The 15,865-nt window shown below is 65.3% G+C and carries 15 protein-coding genes, 1 tRNA gene, 2 rRNA genes and 4 pseudogenes (1 of these 22 only partly in view); 15 read left to right on the forward strand and 7 right to left on the reverse strand.

All coding sequences use genetic code 11. The annotated features are described in order from the left end of the window. The first annotated feature begins 38 nt into the window (after positions 1-38). Positions 39-227 carry a DUF7697 family protein gene (locus AC4PTB_RS10585; protein ID WP_492189928.1) on the forward strand — a complete coding sequence of 63 codons (189 nt, stop codon included), beginning with the start codon at positions 39-41 and terminating at the stop codon, positions 225-227. A 14-nt stretch (positions 228-241) separates the two neighbouring features. Here the strand turns inward: AC4PTB_RS10585 and AC4PTB_RS10590 are convergent, their stop codons facing one another. Beyond that, the gene (locus AC4PTB_RS10590; RefSeq protein ID WP_076367822.1) at positions 242-532 is read right to left on the reverse strand and encodes a helix-turn-helix domain-containing protein; all 291 of its coding nucleotides are present in this window, start codon (positions 530-532) and stop codon (positions 242-244) included. Continuing rightward, complete coding sequence (locus AC4PTB_RS10595) at positions 529-870, reverse strand: type II toxin-antitoxin system RelE/ParE family toxin (RefSeq protein ID WP_492189929.1); 342 nt, start codon at positions 868-870, stop codon at positions 529-531. Before AC4PTB_RS10595 ends, AC4PTB_RS10590 begins: the two co-directional genes overlap by 4 nt. Positions 871-931: 61 nt before the next feature. Here AC4PTB_RS10595 and AC4PTB_RS10600 point away from each other — a divergent pair. From AC4PTB_RS10600 to AC4PTB_RS10665, 14 genes and pseudogenes are all read left to right on the forward strand, one after another. Next, positions 932-1,729, forward strand: a pseudogene (locus AC4PTB_RS10600) (phage tail tape measure protein); the annotation flags it as partial. Then, a pseudogene (locus AC4PTB_RS10605) lies at positions 1,720-2,136 on the forward strand (terminase gpA endonuclease subunit); the annotation flags it as partial. The pseudogenes AC4PTB_RS10600 and AC4PTB_RS10605, both read left to right, overlap by 10 nt. Further along, positions 2,136-2,351: a phage head-tail joining protein gene (locus AC4PTB_RS10610; protein ID WP_492189930.1), complete on the forward strand. Its 216-nt coding sequence runs from the start codon at positions 2,136-2,138 to the stop codon at positions 2,349-2,351. The pseudogene AC4PTB_RS10605 and the gene AC4PTB_RS10610, both read left to right, overlap by 1 nt. Positions 2,352-2,353: 2 nt before the next feature. Further along, entirely contained in the window at positions 2,354-3,865 is a 1,512-nt protein-coding gene (locus AC4PTB_RS10615) for a phage portal protein (protein WP_492189931.1), read from the forward strand. Next, entirely contained in the window at positions 3,862-5,049 is a 1,188-nt protein-coding gene (locus AC4PTB_RS10620; protein ID WP_492189932.1) for a hypothetical protein, read from the forward strand. Before AC4PTB_RS10615 ends, AC4PTB_RS10620 begins: the two co-directional genes overlap by 4 nt. Positions 5,050-5,725: 676 nt before the next feature. Next, positions 5,726-5,974 carry a helix-turn-helix transcriptional regulator gene (locus AC4PTB_RS10625; protein WP_492189933.1) on the forward strand — a complete coding sequence of 83 codons (249 nt, stop codon included), beginning with the start codon at positions 5,726-5,728 and terminating at the stop codon, positions 5,972-5,974. Then, positions 5,974-6,210, forward strand: a complete 237-nt coding sequence (locus AC4PTB_RS10630) for a hypothetical protein (RefSeq protein ID WP_492192627.1) — start codon at positions 5,974-5,976, stop codon at positions 6,208-6,210. Before AC4PTB_RS10625 ends, AC4PTB_RS10630 begins: the two co-directional genes overlap by 1 nt. Beyond that, positions 6,207-6,602 (forward strand): VRR-NUC domain-containing protein, encoded by a 396-nt coding sequence (locus tag AC4PTB_RS10635; protein WP_492189934.1) that lies wholly within the window; start codon positions 6,207-6,209, stop codon positions 6,600-6,602. Before AC4PTB_RS10630 ends, AC4PTB_RS10635 begins: the two co-directional genes overlap by 4 nt. Beyond that, positions 6,599-7,593: pseudogene (locus AC4PTB_RS10640) on the forward strand (helix-turn-helix domain-containing protein). Before AC4PTB_RS10635 ends, AC4PTB_RS10640 begins: the two are co-directional and overlap by 4 nt. A gap of 71 nt (positions 7,594-7,664) precedes the next feature. Continuing rightward, a pseudogene (locus tag AC4PTB_RS10645) lies at positions 7,665-8,057 on the forward strand (DNA cytosine methyltransferase); the annotation flags it as partial. Between the two features lie 52 nt (positions 8,058-8,109). Next, positions 8,110-8,682, forward strand: coding sequence for a DNA methyltransferase (locus tag AC4PTB_RS10650; RefSeq protein ID WP_492189935.1), 573 nt, complete (start codon positions 8,110-8,112; stop codon positions 8,680-8,682). Further along, the gene (locus AC4PTB_RS10655) at positions 8,679-9,356 is read left to right on the forward strand and encodes a hypothetical protein (RefSeq protein ID WP_492189936.1); all 678 of its coding nucleotides are present in this window, start codon (positions 8,679-8,681) and stop codon (positions 9,354-9,356) included. Before AC4PTB_RS10650 ends, AC4PTB_RS10655 begins: the two co-directional genes overlap by 4 nt. 58 nt (positions 9,357-9,414) lie before the next feature. Further along, positions 9,415-9,828 (forward strand): antitoxin Xre/MbcA/ParS toxin-binding domain-containing protein, encoded by a 414-nt coding sequence (locus tag AC4PTB_RS10660; protein ID WP_492189937.1) that lies wholly within the window; start codon positions 9,415-9,417, stop codon positions 9,826-9,828. Then, on the forward strand, positions 9,822-10,514 hold the full coding sequence (locus AC4PTB_RS10665; RefSeq protein ID WP_492189938.1) for an RES family NAD+ phosphorylase: 693 nt from the start codon (positions 9,822-9,824) through the stop codon (positions 10,512-10,514). Before AC4PTB_RS10660 ends, AC4PTB_RS10665 begins: the two co-directional genes overlap by 7 nt. Before the next feature lie 31 nt (positions 10,515-10,545). Here AC4PTB_RS10665 and AC4PTB_RS10670 read toward each other — a convergent pair whose 3' ends face one another. From AC4PTB_RS10670 to AC4PTB_RS10690, 5 genes are all read right to left on the reverse strand, one after another. After that, positions 10,546-13,509: a type I restriction endonuclease subunit R gene (locus tag AC4PTB_RS10670; protein WP_492189939.1), complete on the reverse strand. Its 2,964-nt coding sequence runs from the start codon at positions 13,507-13,509 to the stop codon at positions 10,546-10,548. Then, positions 13,506-14,534: a restriction endonuclease subunit S gene (locus AC4PTB_RS10675; protein ID WP_492189940.1), complete on the reverse strand. Its 1,029-nt coding sequence runs from the start codon at positions 14,532-14,534 to the stop codon at positions 13,506-13,508. Before AC4PTB_RS10675 ends, AC4PTB_RS10670 begins: the two co-directional genes overlap by 4 nt. A 173-nt stretch (positions 14,535-14,707) precedes the next feature. Beyond that, positions 14,708-14,784 (reverse strand) — tRNA-Met (locus tag AC4PTB_RS10680). Positions 14,785-14,856: 72 nt separating this feature from the next. Then, positions 14,857-14,971: ribosomal RNA gene (rrf, locus tag AC4PTB_RS10685) — 5S ribosomal RNA — on the reverse strand. A gap of 144 nt (positions 14,972-15,115) precedes the next feature. Beyond that, positions 15,116-15,865 (reverse strand): 23S ribosomal RNA (locus AC4PTB_RS10690) (it continues 2,085 nt past the right edge of the window).

The following is a 15,865-nucleotide window of genomic DNA, read 5'->3' on the forward strand; positions in this document are numbered from 1 at the left end:
GGCCGCAGACGGTCGAGGGCGCACAGGTCTGGGATCTGGTGCAACGACTTGGCGGACAGCTGCGCCTCGTCCCCGATGCGGTGCTCGGCTGGGACATGGGCGCGGCACTCGCCCTCGCCGAAGCCCTGGGCGTGAACAGGCTCATGACCGCCGAAACCCTGCCCGAGATCAAGGCGGTGATGGTGCGCAGGCTCAATGAACAGATCGCCGCTCAGGCGGGCCCCTGAACGCCCCGCAGGGTTCAGGGCGCCAGCGTCCGCTGGACGATGTCGGGGTCCTTGTCGATCAGCGCAAGCAGCACCCGCGCCGGGCCTTCCGGGCTGCGGCGGCGCTGCTCCCAGTTCAGGAGCGTGCCCTTCTTCACCCCGATGCTGCGCGCGAAATCGGTTTGCGACAGCCCCGTGCGCGACCGGATCGATTGCACATCAGGCTCGGGCAGATCGATCTCATGCACCCGTCCCCGCCCTTCGCCGCGGGCCTGCGCAAGCGCCTCCTTCAAGCCCTGTTCGATGCTCGCAAATGCCTCGGTCATCTCGTCCTCCTGTAACTCGCCGCCAGCGCAGCCCCGAGTTCGCGCACCATCGCCGTTTCCGCAGCCGTCAGGTTTGCCTTCTCGTTCTTGGCAAAGACGGTGATCAGGAAAATCGGCGTCCCGTCATCGGGGCTGTAGAAATGGATCACGCGATAGCCGCCGCTCTTGCCACCGCCGGGCCGGGCGAAGCGGAATTTCCGCACCCCGCCGCCAATCGCAACGCCGGTCATCGGGTTGCGGGCGACGAAATCGATCACCTCAAGCCGCTCCGCCTCCGACATGAGGCTGCGGGCGCGACGCTCGAATTCCGGGGTTTCGACGACTGTAACGATGGCCATGGCGCAATATGTGCGCCAATGGCGCATAAGTCAATGACGCATCACTTCAAGGAGCCTCGCGATGGCAGAGAAGCGTGTTTCCGTCCGCCTTGTGGCGGAGGGAGGACGGCAGGTGCGCGCCGAGCTGGAAGGGATCGGCGAGGCCGGAGCCCGTGGCTTCGGGCGGCTCTCGTCGGAGATGGAGCTGGCCAACACGCGGCTCGCCGGGTTCGCGCGCAAGGCCGGGGTGGCACTCGCGGCGGTGACGGCTGCGGCCGCGGCGGCGGGCGTGGCGATGGTGCGCTCGGGGCTTGAGACGATCGGCGCGCAGGCGGACATGGCGGCTTCGCTCAAGACCACGGTCGAGAGCCTGCAGGTGCTGACCTGGGCGGGCGAGCTTGCCGGGGTCTCGTTGGGCGAGATCGAACAGGCGACGAAGAAGCTGACGACGCGGCTTTCCGAAGCGGCGGCGGGATCGGGCACGGCCGTCGGCGCGCTGGCGCGGCTGAACCTGACGGCGGCCGAGTTACAGGCCCTGCCGCTCGATCAGCGCATCATCGCCATTCAGGACGCGCTCAATCGCTTCGTGCCCGAGGCCGAGCGCGCGGCGGTGGCCTCCGACCTTTTCGGCGACCGGGCGGCGATTGCCTTTCTACGGATCGGCAGCGCGACGCTGCGCGATGCCGCGAAAGACGTGCGCGAGTTCGGGGTGGCGGTGAGCGCGGCCGATGCGGCGCAGATCGAACGCACGGGCGATGCGCTGGATCGGCTGAGCCTGATCTGGCTTGGCCTGACGAACCGCTTGACCGCCGCCGTCGCCCCCGCGCTTGAGACCGTGGCGAAAGCACTCGCCGATGCCGCGCGCGCAAGCGGCCCGCTCGTCCGAGTGATGAAGACCGGGCGCTGGGCGTCCTCGATGCGCCGGGGACCGTGCACATCCCAAGCTGGGCCAACACCGAATGGCTGAAGCAGCTGGTGGCCGAGCAGCTGGTCACCATCGGCAACAAGCGCGGCTATGCCCACCAGGAATGGCAGAAGATGCGCGAGCGGAACGAGGCGTTGGACTGCCGGGTCTATGCCCGCGCCGCGGCGTGGATCCTCGGCGCCGACCGCTGGGACGAGGCCACTTGGCGGCGGCTGGAGGCACAGGCTGGTGTCGAAACCAGGATGCCAGCTGCCACCGCACCTGATCCTACGCCGCCCGATCCGGCCCAGCCCAAGGCCGGAACCCTGACCACGCCACGCCGGAAACGGCGGGCCTACACCCCGAACTTCATGAGGGACTGATGGACCTGGAACGCATGCAGGCCCTGCTCACGGCGCTGCAGGAAGCCCGCTTCGCCGGGCTGCGCAGTGTCAGCTACGACGGGAAGACCGTGACCTATGGATCGGACGCAGAACTTGCCGCCGCGATCCGCGATCTGGAAGCCCGCATTGCCAGCGCCAGCGGCACGTCTGCCCGCCGCCGTCGCTGGGGCACTGTCGCGACGAAGGGTCTCTGACCATGGTGCTCGAAGCCTTCCGCGCCCGCCTCGGCTCGATCATCGGTGGCTTCGACGCCGCGCAGTCCCATCGTCGCATGCGCGGGTTCCGTGCCACCCGCGCCCATGTGAACACGCTGATCGCCGCCTCGGGTGAGACCATCACCGCCCGGGCGCGCTGGCTCGTGCGCAACAACGGTTATGCCGCGAATGCCGTCGATGCCTTTGCGAACCACGTCGTCGGTGACGGCATCAAGCCCTCATCGAAGATCGCCGATGCCGCGAAGAAGGAGGAGTTGCAGAAGCTCTGGCTCGCCTGGACCGACGAGGCGGATGCGGAGGGGCTGACGGACTTCTTCGGCCTGCAACGCCGGGCGGCGCGGGAAGTCTTTCTTGCAGGCGAGGTCTTCCTGCGCATCCGCACGCGGCGGCCCGAAGACGGTCTGACCGTGCCGATGCAGCTGCAGATGCTGCCGTCAGAAATGCTGCCCCAGGACATGACCCGCGTCCTTCCTGGCGCGGGATCGATTCGGCAGGGGATCGAATTCGACGGGATCGGCCGCCGCGTGGCCTACCACTTCCTGCGCCGCCATCCGGGCGACATGACTGATCCGGGGCTGGCGGGAGAGACGGTGCGCGTGCCCGCGTCCGAGGTCATCCACATCCTCGACCCGGTCGAGGCGGGCCAGCTGCGCGGGGTCTCGCGCTTCGCCGCGGCCGTGGTGAAGCTCTTCACCCTCGACCTCTACGACGACGCAGAACTGGAGCGGAAGAAGACGGCAGCGATGTTCGCGATGTTCATCACCTCCCCCGCCCCGGAAACCGCCCTTGATCCGGCCGAGGACGATCTCGAGGTGGAACCCGGCCAGGTGGTGCGGCTCGATCCCGGCGAGGACGTGACCACGCCCTCGACGCCGGATTCCGGGTCAACTTATGAGCCGTTCCAGTACCGCACGCTGTTGCAGATCGGCGCCGCGCTGGGCGTACCTTACGGCTATCTGACCGGCGACACCGCCAAGGGCAACTTCTCGAACACCCGGATCGCCTTGGTCGATTTCCGCCGCCGCATCTCGGCCTTCCAGCATTCGGTCATGGTCTACCAGCCATGCCGTTCCGTCTGGACGCGCTGGATGGACATGGCCGTGCTAGCGGGCGCCATCGACCTGCCGGGCTATGCGACGGAGCGGCGTGCCTGGCTCGCCTGCGACTGGCTTCCGACCAAGTGGGACTGGATCGACCCGGCCAAGGACGCCTCGGCAGAAATCCTGCAGATCGAGGCGGGCCTGAAATCCCGCACGCAGGCAATTGCCGAGCGCGGCTATGACGCTGAACGGGTCGACCGCGAAATCGCCGCGGAACGGAAGCGTGAGGCAGACCTCGGGCTCGACTTCCGTCGGCCGGGATCGCCCGCACAAGCGGCGGGTGGCGGCGCTGGGCCGGGTGACACCGAGGGCCAGCAACAGGACCAGCAGGTGGTCGGCAACCAGGACGACGACGGCGAGGACCGGGAACCACGGCCCGCGGAGGACGCATGATGCACCACACCCAGATCGCCCAGCGCGTCTTCAACACGCCTCTCATGGTCGATCCTGCCAAGGCGCTGGCCTTCCTGACCGGGCTTGGCCCTCGGATCACCGGCCGGGAAATCAGTGTCGATGGTCTGCAGATCACGGCCGAAGACCAAGCCAGCGCCAGCCTGCCCGCCCGGGCGTCTTTGTTCGGTGATGACCTGACCAACCGCCAGGCACGGAACGGCGGCCAGCACTTCGCCGTTGTCGACGGGATTGCGGTCATCGAAATCTCGGGCATGCTCGTGCATCGCGGGGCCTGGATCGGACACTCCTCCGGCCTGACCTCCTACGAGGGCATCGCCGCCCAGTTGCAGGCAGCGCTGAACAAGGCGGCACCGGCGAATGATGCGGCCTTTGCCTTCAAGACCGGGTTCTCGGCGCGGGCGCTGATCGGCCTCCTCGGCAACGATGATTTCAGCTTCAAGGTCAGCCCGGACGGGTCGGCCTTCTACGACGCCATCCGCATCGACCGCACCAGCGGCCGTTTGGAACTGGCCGAGCCGGTGGTCCTGCCTGCCCATGACGCCGTCCCCTCGCCGCCGCCCCCAGGAAAGCTCGCGCTCTATGCCCGCGACCGGGCGGGGATGGGCTGGCTCGATGTCGAGCGCCCCTCGGGCCGCCACTTTCCGCTCCAGCCGCATTTCGGGGTCAACCGGATCGCGACTTGGGCGCCCTCGACCAGCACGACGATCAACACCAACGGCATGCCGCGCACGGCGGTGGGGACCGCGGCCACGCCGACGCTGGCCACGACCAACCTCTCCACTTCCATGCGCCGCTGGCGGATGACCTCGGCCGCGACATCCGGGGCGGCGGCCGAGGAACGCTCGGCGGGCTGGGTCTGCTGGCGCGGCAACACCGAGGGTCTGGGCGGCTTCACCTATGTGAACCGGCTGTCGATGGTGACGCTGCAGGCCACCGGCATGGGGTTCTTCGGCCTGATCGGATCGGTCGCGGCGCTATCGACCACCCGCTTCAACCGCGCCTGCTCGTCGCTGGGGCCAATCCGCCGGAACATCGGCATCAGCTCGGCGATCGGCACCTGTACCATTCCCGCGACCGTTTCCTCGCCGCAACTGACCGGAGGGATCCCCGCCAGCACCTGCAGGTGCCCCGCCGCAGCCCATCCCGCCACGTCGGCCGGATGACATCCCCAGCGCACCGCAATCTCGTAGATCGAATAGAAGGCAACGGGCGGCAAGGGCATCAGATTACTCCTTCAGACAAACCGTATCCCGCGGCAAAAGCCGCGAGAGGGCAGGTTACAAATGACCCGACGTGCGAAGGCACGTGGGCGGGACAGGGTGCGGAGCGAGTCGTTCTGTGAAACCGCCTGTAATCCAGAGCCATACCGGTTGCGGCACTGGCGTCTGGTTATGTTCGTTTTTCGATTCTTGTGGACTGCTCCCGGAAAGTTTACGCACACGCCAAGCGTGTGTTTACTCACGAGCCCGTGAACAACGGCAGTGATCGACAAGTTCCTGTGGATATCGCCGAACCCCGCCCAGAGGCGACCGGAACAACAGGTTCCGCCAATTCCGCCCCCGTCAAATCCTGCGAACGCGGTTGAACCGAGGACAATGCGGGCCACAGGGGCGATAGCGGCCCAGCGCACCGGAATTGCGGCCGGAAGACGTCGCATTTTGGCCCTTGCCCGGCGACCAGAAATTCCCCGGCAGCAGCTCGTATTCAAATTATCCCCAATGAAAACAGGGGCGGAACAAGGCCGGAACCGGCAATTCCACCTTCCGCCTGTTTTCCGGCCCGGCCGCTCTGCTTCGCTGCTCCTGACCCCGAGGGGCGCAGGACACGAGGGAGCAGCCGATGAAAGACATCCAGACTGAACCGGACGCGGAGATTGTTGATCTGCTGGCCGACTGGATCAGCCGCGAACAGCTGGCGCAGGCGCTTGGCCTGACCGCCGACACCCTGTCACGCTGGGAAGCCCGACGCCAGGGGCCGCCCTGCACACGCATAGGTCGCAAGACCTACTACCGCCGCGCTGCGGTTCAGGAATGGATCCGGGCGCAGGAGCAAGCGCATCCGGTGCGCAAATCGCGGGGGCGGACATGATGGTGCAGCCCCGCACTTCCGCCTGGCCCGCCGATCGGGTGGCCGAGGCCAGCGCCGTCATCGCCGATGCCGCGCATCACAGCGACCAGCTGCTCCGCCTCGCCTGCACGGTCCTTGCCACCCATGGCGAGAGCGCGGCCGAGCGGGCCGACGCCCGGCGCCTCCAGCTGGTGATCGACGCGCGGCGCCCCATCGCCCGCGCCCAGCGCGAAGATCAAGGGAGGACCGCGCAATGAAACGCCGTGGCACCCCCGAGGCCGATCTGCAGCGTGCCGTCGTGCAGGCCCTGCGCATCGCCCTGCCCCGCTCGGCCATCATCCACCACTGCGCCAACGAGGTGACCGAGGCCGGGCCCCGCGGGGCCAAGCGCCAGGCGATCCTTGTCGGCATGGGCGTTCATGCCGGTTTCGCGGATCTGATGGTCCTTTCCGGCGGCCGCATCCTGTTCCTCGAACTGAAGGCACCGAAGGGTCGGCTGCGGCCGGAGCAGGAGGCGTTCCGCGACGCAGTTCAGGCGCAGGGCTTTGGCTGGGCGCTGGTGCGCAGTCTCGACGATGCGCTGGGCGCGCTGGCCGATCATGGCTTCACGACGCGCATCGCCCCTGCCCCGCGGAGGCCCGCGCCATGAGCCACGAGGCCACCAACTGGGCCATCAAGCAGCGCGGGCTGAAGCCCACGACGAAGATCGTGCTCTGGCACCTCTGCGATCGGTTCAACCCCGATTACGGCTGCTTCCCCTCGCAGGACCGGCTGGCGCACGACTGTGAGATCAGCCGCTCGACGCTGAACGATCACCTTGGCCAGCTGGAGGCGGTGGGCCTGCTGCGGCGCGTGCCGCGGCTCGATCCAGTGACCAAGCGCCAGCTGCCGACCCGCTACATTCTGGGGTTCGAGCCGGGGTTCACACCTGTGGATGTGGTGCCGTGTACGGAAACCGGACACGGTGAGAACGCGGGCGCAGAAAGCCCCGACGGCACAGACGCTTCGGCCCTGGAGGACTCGGCCGATGCCCTGCCGTGTCCGGATTTCGGACACGGGGCTGGCGCGAGGCCCGTGTCCGATTTTCCGGGGAACCCGTGTCCGGAAAACGCCGAAAGCCGTGTCCGAAATTCGGACACTAACCCTGTAAGAGAACCTTTAAGAGAACCAGTAAAGGAGGAGGATGGCGCGCAAGCGCGCGCGGTGATTTCCGATGAGGTTTTCGGGACGCTGCTCGACGCGCTGGGCCTCGATCCCGCCGCCCTGCCCGGCTGGTGGCAAGGCTGGCCGCCGCGGCTGCACGTCCAGCGCTGGCGCGACGAGCTCGGGCTGACCGAGGCCGAGATCATCGCCACGGCCGAAGCCTCCCGCCGGGAGCATCCCGAACCGCCCGATGGCCCGAAGGCGCTCGACCGCGCCATGCAGCGCGCGGCCCAGCGCAAGGCCGAGAATGTTGGTCGGCAGCGGGGCAAGCCCAAGGCGCCCCCAGCCCCGCCCGCGCCCCCGATCACCGATCCGGCCGCCTTCTCAACTCCGACCGCTATCTGCCGATCAGCGCGATCAGCAACACCATGCGCGACGCCATGCTGGCCCGCGGCCTGGTAACGCCCGAGCGCCTGCGTGAGCGAGGAGTGCGGTGAATGGCATGGTGTCACGTCCCTGGCACGGACTGTCCCTCTGCGCAGGCGGCGGAGGCCTTGATCTGGGCCTCATGCTCGCCGAGCCCGGCTATCACACCCGCGCCTTCGTCGAATGGGAGGACTGGCCAACGGCGGTCCTCATCGCCGCCCCGCGCGCAGGCTACTTCGCCCCGGCCCCGATCTGGACCGACCTGCGCAGCTTCGATGCCCGGCCCTTCCGCGGGGCCTTCGATGCCATCCTCGCCGGATATCCCTGCCAGCCCTTCAGCGCCGCTGGCAAACGGGGCGGCGCCGACGACCCGCGTCACCTCTGGCCCGATGTCGCCCGCGTCATCGGGGAATGCCGCCCGGAATGGGTCTTCCTCGAAAACGTCGCCGGACACGTCACCCTCGGGCTCGAGACCGTCCTGCGAGAGCTTTGGGGACTGGGTTACACGCCTGCGGCGGGCCTATTCTCGGCGGCAGAGGTCGGCGCGCCGCACGAGCGGCTCCGCATCTTCATCCTGGCCAACACCGATGAGCCTGCATCCCGGCACTGGCGATTACAACCCGGCCGAGAACAGCGACTTCACCCGCAAGGCCGAGGCGCTGGCTCTGGGCATCGCGAAGGCCCTGCCGAACCACTGGCCGACCCCAGCGGCGCAGAACTGGAAGGGCAGTTCCGAGGCCAGCATCACCCGCACCGACGGCAAGTCCCGGATGGACCTGCTGCACTACCGGGCGGAACAAGGCTTCACCCACCAGGTCCCGGTGACCTTGCCGGATGGGCGGCGGTCCTTGCCACACGCCCCGATCTCGCGCCCGCTTTGGGCTTCGATGATTGCCTCGCATGGGCGCGTCGTCTCGCGGCGGATCCTGAAGGGCCGGTCGCGGCGGCGGCTGAACCCGCTCTTCGTCGGATGGCTGATGGGCTGGCCCATCGGGCACGCGCTCTGCGCCTGCTCGGCAACGGAGTTCACCCTCTGGCAGCAGCACATGCGTGGCGCTCTCTCGCAACTGCCCATGGCCTCGGGCCCATGGATATGGCGGCCGACCAATGCGCCCCAGCCCCCGGCACAGATGGATTTCCTTGAAGGATTGCAGCCATGAGTTTCTACGGCCGCGTCAGCGGTACCAAGATGAGACGCGCGCTGGGCGTGCAAGCCGCGCTGGAATGGGCGTTCCGGATCGAACAGGCGCAGCTGGAACTGCCCCTGCCTCCGGACGTCACCGAGGAAGGGTTCGGCTTCGGCTTGGAATACGTTCTGCTGCAACGGGCTGTGCTGGGCTGCAAGATCGACGGAGGCCAGCACAAGATCGGCGGCTACACCCACGAGGACGCCGAGGTCATCGCCGCCACCGTCGCCGGGATCCCCGACAGCCTCGGCGGTAAGCGCATGGCGATCCGTGTCGCCGAACTGGCTCGCGCCGGGCTGACCCCGGACTGGATGCCCGGCGCCGTCCCGCGCTGCGTGCCGACCATCGTCAAGCAGAACCAGCACGGCATGCACGCAGGCGCTGTCGTCGTGGGCACGGAGCGTGTCCGCGTGCGTGGCCCGGGTGCGCGGGCCACGTGGAAAACCATCGACATCCTCGCCTGCCCGGTCACCTTCTCACCTCACCCCCATCAGATCGAGGCCGCCCGGCGCGGCTATGGCGATTGGTGGCAGGCGCTGGGCTGGGTGCGCGAGGGCCTGATCGCGGGCGGGATGCTGCGCGAGGTCGAGGTCACGTCGGCGATGCCAAAGGCGACGCCTTGGCTCATGGTGCGTTCATCGCGGTAAGGGATTATCGTTGCCTTTTGGCATAAAATGACTATCTTGATGCCAAAGGAGAATGACCATGCAGTTCGCCACGGTCCAGCCGATCATCGCGCGCCCCGACCTTCCCGTCATCACGGACGAGGAAGCGGCGGCGTTGGCGCGCACCACCGTCAACCTGTTCCGCGCCTGGGGCCTGACAGATGGCGACGCGCGCGTTCTCTTGGGCGACATGGCGCAGCGCACCTGGGCGCGCTGGAAGGTTGGCGACATCGGGCGGATAGACCGGGACCTGCGCGCGCGGATGGCGATCCTGATGGGCATCCACAAAGCGCTGCGTTACCTCTTCTCCGACCCCGCTCGCGGTTATGCGTGGATCCGGAAACCCAGCGAGGCTTTCGGCGGGCGCAGCGCGCTGGACATCATGTTGCGCGGCGAGATCACCGACCTGATCGACCTGCGGGCCTATCTGGATGCCGAACGGGGTGCATGGTGAATGTGCCTGTCCGTCGCGTGACATGGCCCCGCACTGTCCGCATCATCCGCTCGATCCACCCGCCCATCGACCTGTTCGAAGACATCGCCGACCCCGCCGATTGGGAGGCGCTGGCCTCGGCCGAGGCCAAGTTCAACCCGCGCATCCGCGACAGCATCGGTGATCTCTCAAAGGTGCCGGTTGCGCGTCGCGTCACCGGCCCGGGTGCCAGCTGGGTCATGGCGCCCTTCGTCCACTGCTCGCCCCTGCGGCCGGGGCGGTTCTCGGACGGCAGTTTCGGCCTCTACTATGCGGGCGACCGCACCGAGGTGGCTATCGCCGAAACCATTCACCACCACGCCCGCTTCATGCGCGCCACGAACGAGGCACCCGGCTGGACATCGCAGTTCCGCGAACTGATAGGGTCCGTTGATGCCGAACTCGAAGACGCCACCGGCCGCGCGGACCTGCTGGACCCCGACGACTATCGCGCCTCCCAGGATTTCGGTGCCGAGCGGCGCGCGGCCGGGTCAAACGGCATCACCTGGCCCAGCATCCGGTATCCCGATGGGGAGTGCATCGCCGTCTTCTGGCCCGACGTGATCCCCATCCCCACCCAAGGCGCGCATTTCGCCTACCACTGGAACGGCGAGGCGGTGGATTTCGTCAAGCAGCTGGACAGCGGCGAGGTGTGGGAGGTGAAGTGATCCGCATTGCCAATTAATTACTGGCGCTTTCTCAATAGTACTCCTTCACATAACCATACGCCTTCTCGAACAACTCTGCATCCTGATGCAGGCGATATTTGAATAACGTCTGGCGAAGCGCTTTCTTGACCTCGCGCTCACCCGCATGCGTGGCCTGCCAGCCATCGAAACGGACCGCACGCACGATCTCGTCGATATCGTCAACGACCCGCTTGACCATCACGGGCGTGTCGCCGTTCCGGGCTTCCTCGAAAAGCGCGGTCAACGCCGCCTTGCCCCGGTCGCTGTCTTCTTCCTCTGGCGTCTCGCGCTCTGCCTTCACCACGTCCTTTGCCAGCGCCAGAAGTTCCTTCAGAAAGTCGATTGACAGCAAGAGACCCTGCTGGTGTCGGTTCTTCAGGTCTTCCAGCCGCTCGCCCAGCGCCTTGAACTTCGGATTCCCCGCATGCTTCCGCAGGCGCCCCGACAGCTTGACCGAGATTTCCTTGGCCTTCTTTGTCGGGTCCGGGTTGCCGAGGACCGCTTCCAGCAGGTCGGCATCCAGAACCAGCGTATCGAGATCATCCCGCACCGCATCGACATGGACATTTTCGTGGATCAGTTCGATGGTCTTTGCACCCAGCCGGTGCCACAGCAGCCGCCCTGTGCCGCTGGAGGGTTTAAGTGACTCGTAGACCTGCGCCAGCCAGCGATAGTCGGTCTCGTACTGCGTCAGCACCGAATCGGGCGACAATGCCTCCCAGATCCGCGCGAGCACACTGAAATCGGCCGCAAAGGCGTCGCGCAGGTCGTTGTTCGGGATGCACTCCTGCGCGGCGATCAGTCCCTCGTAGCCGGTCAGGCTTCGGTCCACGCCCGCGAAATAGCCGAGGCACTTCTGCAGGGCAGTCGGCAGGGCGTTGATCAGCTCGGCGATGTTCGACACCGCCTTTTTCACGCCTTCCTCGTCGAACTGCAGCGCCTGCGCCACGTCGTCGAAGATGCCGAGGTAATCGACGATCAGGCCGTGGGTCTTCTGCTCGCCATAGGGGCGGTTCGTCCGGCAGATCGCCTGTAAAAGCGTGTGGTCGCGCAGCGGCTTGTCCAGGTACATCGTCTGCAGGATCGGCGCGTCGAAGCCGGTCAGCAGTTTCGACGTCACGATGATGATCTTCAGAGGGTCCTTCGGGTCGCGGAACCGGTCGAGCAGCTTCTCCTCGGCATCCCGGTCGCGCTTGAAAGCCGCGTATTCAGGCTCGCCGCTGTTGACCGAGATCACCACGTCCGAAACCTCGGGCGGCAGGTGCCGGTCGAGTTCCTGCTTGTAGAGCAGACAACTCTCACGGTCGAAGGTCACGACCTGCGCGCCAAAGCCGTTGGGGGCGACCTTCTCCTGGAAATGCTTGGCGATGTCGGCGCAGATTGCGGCAATCCGCTTCGGGGACTTCACCAGGATCGACATCTTGGCCGCCGCCTTGCCCAGCCGATCCCGGTCTTCGTCGGTCAGGCCCTGCGTCAGCTCGGCATAGGCCTCCTCGATCGCCTTTTGGTCGATGTGCAGGTCCACCAGCCGCGGCTCGAAATGAAGCTCTTTCGTCGCGCCATCACGGATCGAGTCCCCGAGGCTGTAATGACTCATGTAGCCGCCTTCGTCCGTGTCGGCGCCAAAGGCGTAGAAGGTGTTCTTGTCGGCGCGGTTGATCGGCGTGCCGGTCAGGCCGAACAGGAACGCGTTCGGCAGCGCATCGCGCATCTTGCGGCCCAGATCGCCTTCCTGCGTGCGGTGCGCCTCGTCCACCAGCACGATGATGTTGTCGCGGTCGTTCAGCACGCCATCGGCCTCGGCGAACTTGTGGATCGTGGTGATCACCACCTTCCGCGCGTCCTTGGCCAGCAGGTCGGCCAGTTCCTTGCGGCTTTCCGTGCGGACCATGTTGGCCATGTCGGCGGCGTAGAAGGTGCCCGAGATCTGGCTGTCCAGATCGATCCGGTCCACCACGATCAGCACCGTGGGGTTCTTCAGCGCCGGGTGCAGCCGCAGCTTGCGTGCGGCGAACAGCATCAGCAGCGATTTGCCCGACCCCTGGAAATGCCAGATCAGCCCCTTGCGCGGCTGGCCCGCCACGACCCGCGCGACGATCTTGTTGACCCCGTCCACCTGCTGATAGCGGGCGATGATCTTGATGCGGTGCTTGCCCTTTTGCGTGGCGAACGCCGTGAAGCTGTCGAGCATGTCCAGCACCATGGCCGGGCGCAGCATCGAGGCGGCGGCCTTTTCCACCGCGCCCATCGTATGCGGCCCGTCGCCGTCGCGCCAAGGGCCCCACATGTCGACCGGCATCCGGACCGAGCCGTAGCGGAACTCCTTGCCCTCGGTCGCCACCGAAAAGACGTTTGGCACGAACAGCTCGGGCACGTTGCGTTCATAGTCGTCATGCACCTGCAACGCGGCGTCGAGCCAGCTTTGGCTGGACCGTACCGGCGTCTTGGCCTCGATCAGGACCAGCGGAATACCGTTGACCAGCAGCACCAGATCGGCGCGCTTCTCAGACTTGCCTGCGCGGATGGTGAACTGCTGAGTGACGACGAAACTGTTCTTCTCGATGTCGTCGAAATCGATCAGGCGGATGGTGACGTGTTCGCCATTCGCGCCGAAGGGCATCGATCGTTCGCCCAGCGCCCATGCCGCAAATTCCTCGTTCGCCTTCACCAGCCCGTCCGACCGCGCGCCCATGATGATAGCGCGCAGGCGGTAGAGCACGTCATCGGCTCGGCCAGGGTTAGCGGCGATATAGGGGTTCAGGCGGATCAGGGCGTCGCGCAGATGGGGTTCGACCAGCACCTCTTGCGGCTGGCGGGGTAGGTCGGCAGGGGCGACGTAGTGCCAGCCGAGGCCCGCGATCCTGCCGCCCGAGCGGGCGAGGCCGATGGAGAGTTGCGTCGGACGGACCGAGGCCGCGCCCGCGAGAAGGTCGCGCAGATGGGCTTCGACGGTGTTGGCTTCGGTGAAGGTCATGTTGTCTGCCCGGAAATCGCAGATAGAAGGTCCGCGTACAACTTTTGAGCTTCCTCAATCCGTCGGGTCAAATTTCCGCGTTGAACGCTCATAACCTCGAAAACTGATACGACCTGCTGCTGCTCTGAAAGTGCTGGCTGAGGAATTTTATACTCGCGAACAACGCTAGAGTTGATTGTGTTCAGGCCGCTCGAACTTTTCGCGCGCGTCTGAAAATACTTCTGCCCATGTGGCGAGTTGATCATTTCGCAAATGTAGCGCGGGAGCATATCACCCGACGCACGAATTCTGATCAAATGGTTCTGGTGCAGCGCCCCGGGAATCTCACCTTGCCAAATGGCTGCGCGCCCGATCTCAGACCTCACCGCATGACCTTCCACAACCAGAACGTCGCCAAGTTTTAGCTCGTGGACCGTATCACTGTCAAAAACCCCAATCTCCTTGATTTCTTCGAGATCAAGCGCCCCCCTTTGGACATTGGCCACCCGCAGATAGGGTTTGCAGGCCGAGCTCTCGGCGCGTTTCTGGTTTACCGTTAGTCCATACTGCACATCGGCAACATTACCTATCGCGACCAGTGGCACTGACTTGCTGAGGGAATCTGAAACTGATTTCCCATAGGCAGCCTCTGCCACCACAGTTGAACCGTAGGCATCTTGAAGGGCATACAGAGCGGTGCGACAGGCAGACGCCGCCTCCACCAACCGCGCCTGCTGCTGGATCGGCGGCAGCAGGAACTCGAAGCTGGCAAGGCTGGTCCAGTTGGTGCGCGGCGACAGCGACCCTGCCGAGGTGCCGACGGCATGATCGAAGAAGGCATCGGTCTGGCACAGGAACGGCAGCAGTTCGGGCATCAGCCGGTCGTTCGCCGGCTCCAGCACATAGATGTCGCCAGAACAGACCCCTTCGAAATCCGCCACCGCCACCTTGCGCTGATAGGCGCGGCGCTTGCCGAACAGAACCTGCCCCGGCTTGAACAGCGAGGTGACGTCGGCATCGTCACGATCCTGCACGAGCGGATGCACCAGATGGACCGGTTTCGGGATGATCTCCCGAAGTGACGGATGCCTCTGGCGACGATTATCTGACCCGCCGATGGGGGGCTCGTGTAACGTTGACCAGGTGTTGACAAGAATTTCAAAAGCAAAAACCCGACGGTTTGCGTCGGGTCCTAAGAGTCTGATATATTTGAGAGTATTGGTTGCGGGGGCAGGATTTGAACCTGCGGCCTTCAGGTTATGAGCCTGACGAGCTACCGGGCTGCTCCACCCCGCGTTAGTCCCGAGGGCTTTGTTTTGCGATCGGGGTATTTGGTATCGTTTTGAGAGAACGTTGGCTTCTTACTAGGTTTGGCGGTGACCTACTCTCCCACGTCTTGAGACGCAGTACCATCGGCGTGTTGGCCCTTAACGGCCGAGTTCGGGATGGGATCGGGTGTTTAGCCAACGCTATGACCACCAAACCGAGGAAGAAGCCATGTCCAAGTCGCGTATCAGGAGAAGCTCGCGTGCCGCGGATGCGGCCTCCGGCATTGCGCCTGCGCGGAGCGTTCTTTTCTAACCTTGTGTACACCTGCTTTTGATCATGAGCCTTGCTGCTACTGGATCAAATCAAGCCAATCGGGCAATTAGTACCGGTCAACTGAATGCATTGCTGCACTTACATCTCCGGCCTATCGACGTGGTGGTCTTCCACGGCCCTCAAGGGATACCTTGTTTTGAGGGGGGCTTCACGCTTAGATGCCTTCAGCGTTTATCCTGTCCGTTCATAGCTACCCAGCACTACCGTTGGCACGATAACTGGTCCACCAGTGGAACGTTCACCCCGGTCCTCTCGTACTAGGGGCAACTCCTCTCAAGTATCCTACACCCACGGCAGATAGGGACCGAACTGTCTCACGACGTTCTAAACCCAGCTCACGTACCTCTTTAAATGGCGAACAGCCATACCCTTGGGACCTGCTCCAGCCCCAGGATGAGATGAGCCGACATCGAGGTGCCAAACGATGCCGTCGATATGGACTCTTGGGCATCATCAGCCTGTTATCCCCAGAGTACCTTTTATCCGTTGAGCGATGGCCCTCCCACTTGGGACCACCGGATCACTATGACCGACTTTCGTCTCTGCTCGACTTGTCAGTCTTGCAGTCAGGCAGGCTTTTGCCATTGCACTCAACGACCGATTTCCGACCGGTCTGAGCCTACCTTCGCGCGCCTCCGTTACGATTTGGGAGGCGACCGCCCCAGTCAAACTCCCCACCATGCAGGGTCCCGGACCCGGATAACGGGCCGCGGTTAGACATCAAGAGTGCGAAGGGTGGTATCTCAAGGGAGCCTCCACCGAAACTGGCGTCTCG

It is taken from the genome of Rhodobacter sp. 4.3.4, assembly GCF_058724655.1.

What these genes read in the sequence shown, in the direction of transcription:
- AC4PTB_RS10660 (WP_492189937.1), top strand. Translation starts at nt 9,415, where the DNA reads ATGCAGTTCGCCACGGTCCAGCCGATCATCGCGCGCCCCGACCTTCCC.
- AC4PTB_RS10665 (WP_492189938.1), top strand. Translation starts at nt 9,822, where the DNA reads ATGGTGAATGTGCCTGTCCGTCGCGTGACATGGCCCCGCACTGTCCGC.
- AC4PTB_RS10590 (WP_076367822.1), bottom strand. Translation starts at nt 532, where the DNA reads ATGACCGAGGCATTTGCGAGCATCGAACAGGGCTTGAAGGAGGCGCTT.
- AC4PTB_RS10615 (WP_492189931.1), top strand. Translation starts at nt 2,354, where the DNA reads ATGGTGCTCGAAGCCTTCCGCGCCCGCCTCGGCTCGATCATCGGTGGC.
- AC4PTB_RS10625 (WP_492189933.1), top strand. Translation starts at nt 5,726, where the DNA reads ATGAAAGACATCCAGACTGAACCGGACGCGGAGATTGTTGATCTGCTG.
- AC4PTB_RS10655 (WP_492189936.1), top strand. Translation starts at nt 8,679, where the DNA reads ATGAGTTTCTACGGCCGCGTCAGCGGTACCAAGATGAGACGCGCGCTG.
- AC4PTB_RS10595 (WP_492189929.1), bottom strand. Translation starts at nt 870, where the DNA reads ATGGCCATCGTTACAGTCGTCGAAACCCCGGAATTCGAGCGTCGCGCC.
- AC4PTB_RS10670 (WP_492189939.1), bottom strand. Translation starts at nt 13,509, where the DNA reads ATGACCTTCACCGAAGCCAACACCGTCGAAGCCCATCTGCGCGACCTT.
- AC4PTB_RS10650 (WP_492189935.1), top strand. Translation starts at nt 8,110, where the DNA reads ATGAGCCTGCATCCCGGCACTGGCGATTACAACCCGGCCGAGAACAGC.
- AC4PTB_RS10630 (WP_492192627.1), top strand. Translation starts at nt 5,974, where the DNA reads ATGGTGCAGCCCCGCACTTCCGCCTGGCCCGCCGATCGGGTGGCCGAG.
- AC4PTB_RS10610 (WP_492189930.1), top strand. Translation starts at nt 2,136, where the DNA reads ATGGACCTGGAACGCATGCAGGCCCTGCTCACGGCGCTGCAGGAAGCC.
- AC4PTB_RS10620 (WP_492189932.1), top strand. Translation starts at nt 3,862, where the DNA reads ATGATGCACCACACCCAGATCGCCCAGCGCGTCTTCAACACGCCTCTC.
- AC4PTB_RS10635 (WP_492189934.1), top strand. Translation starts at nt 6,207, where the DNA reads ATGAAACGCCGTGGCACCCCCGAGGCCGATCTGCAGCGTGCCGTCGTG.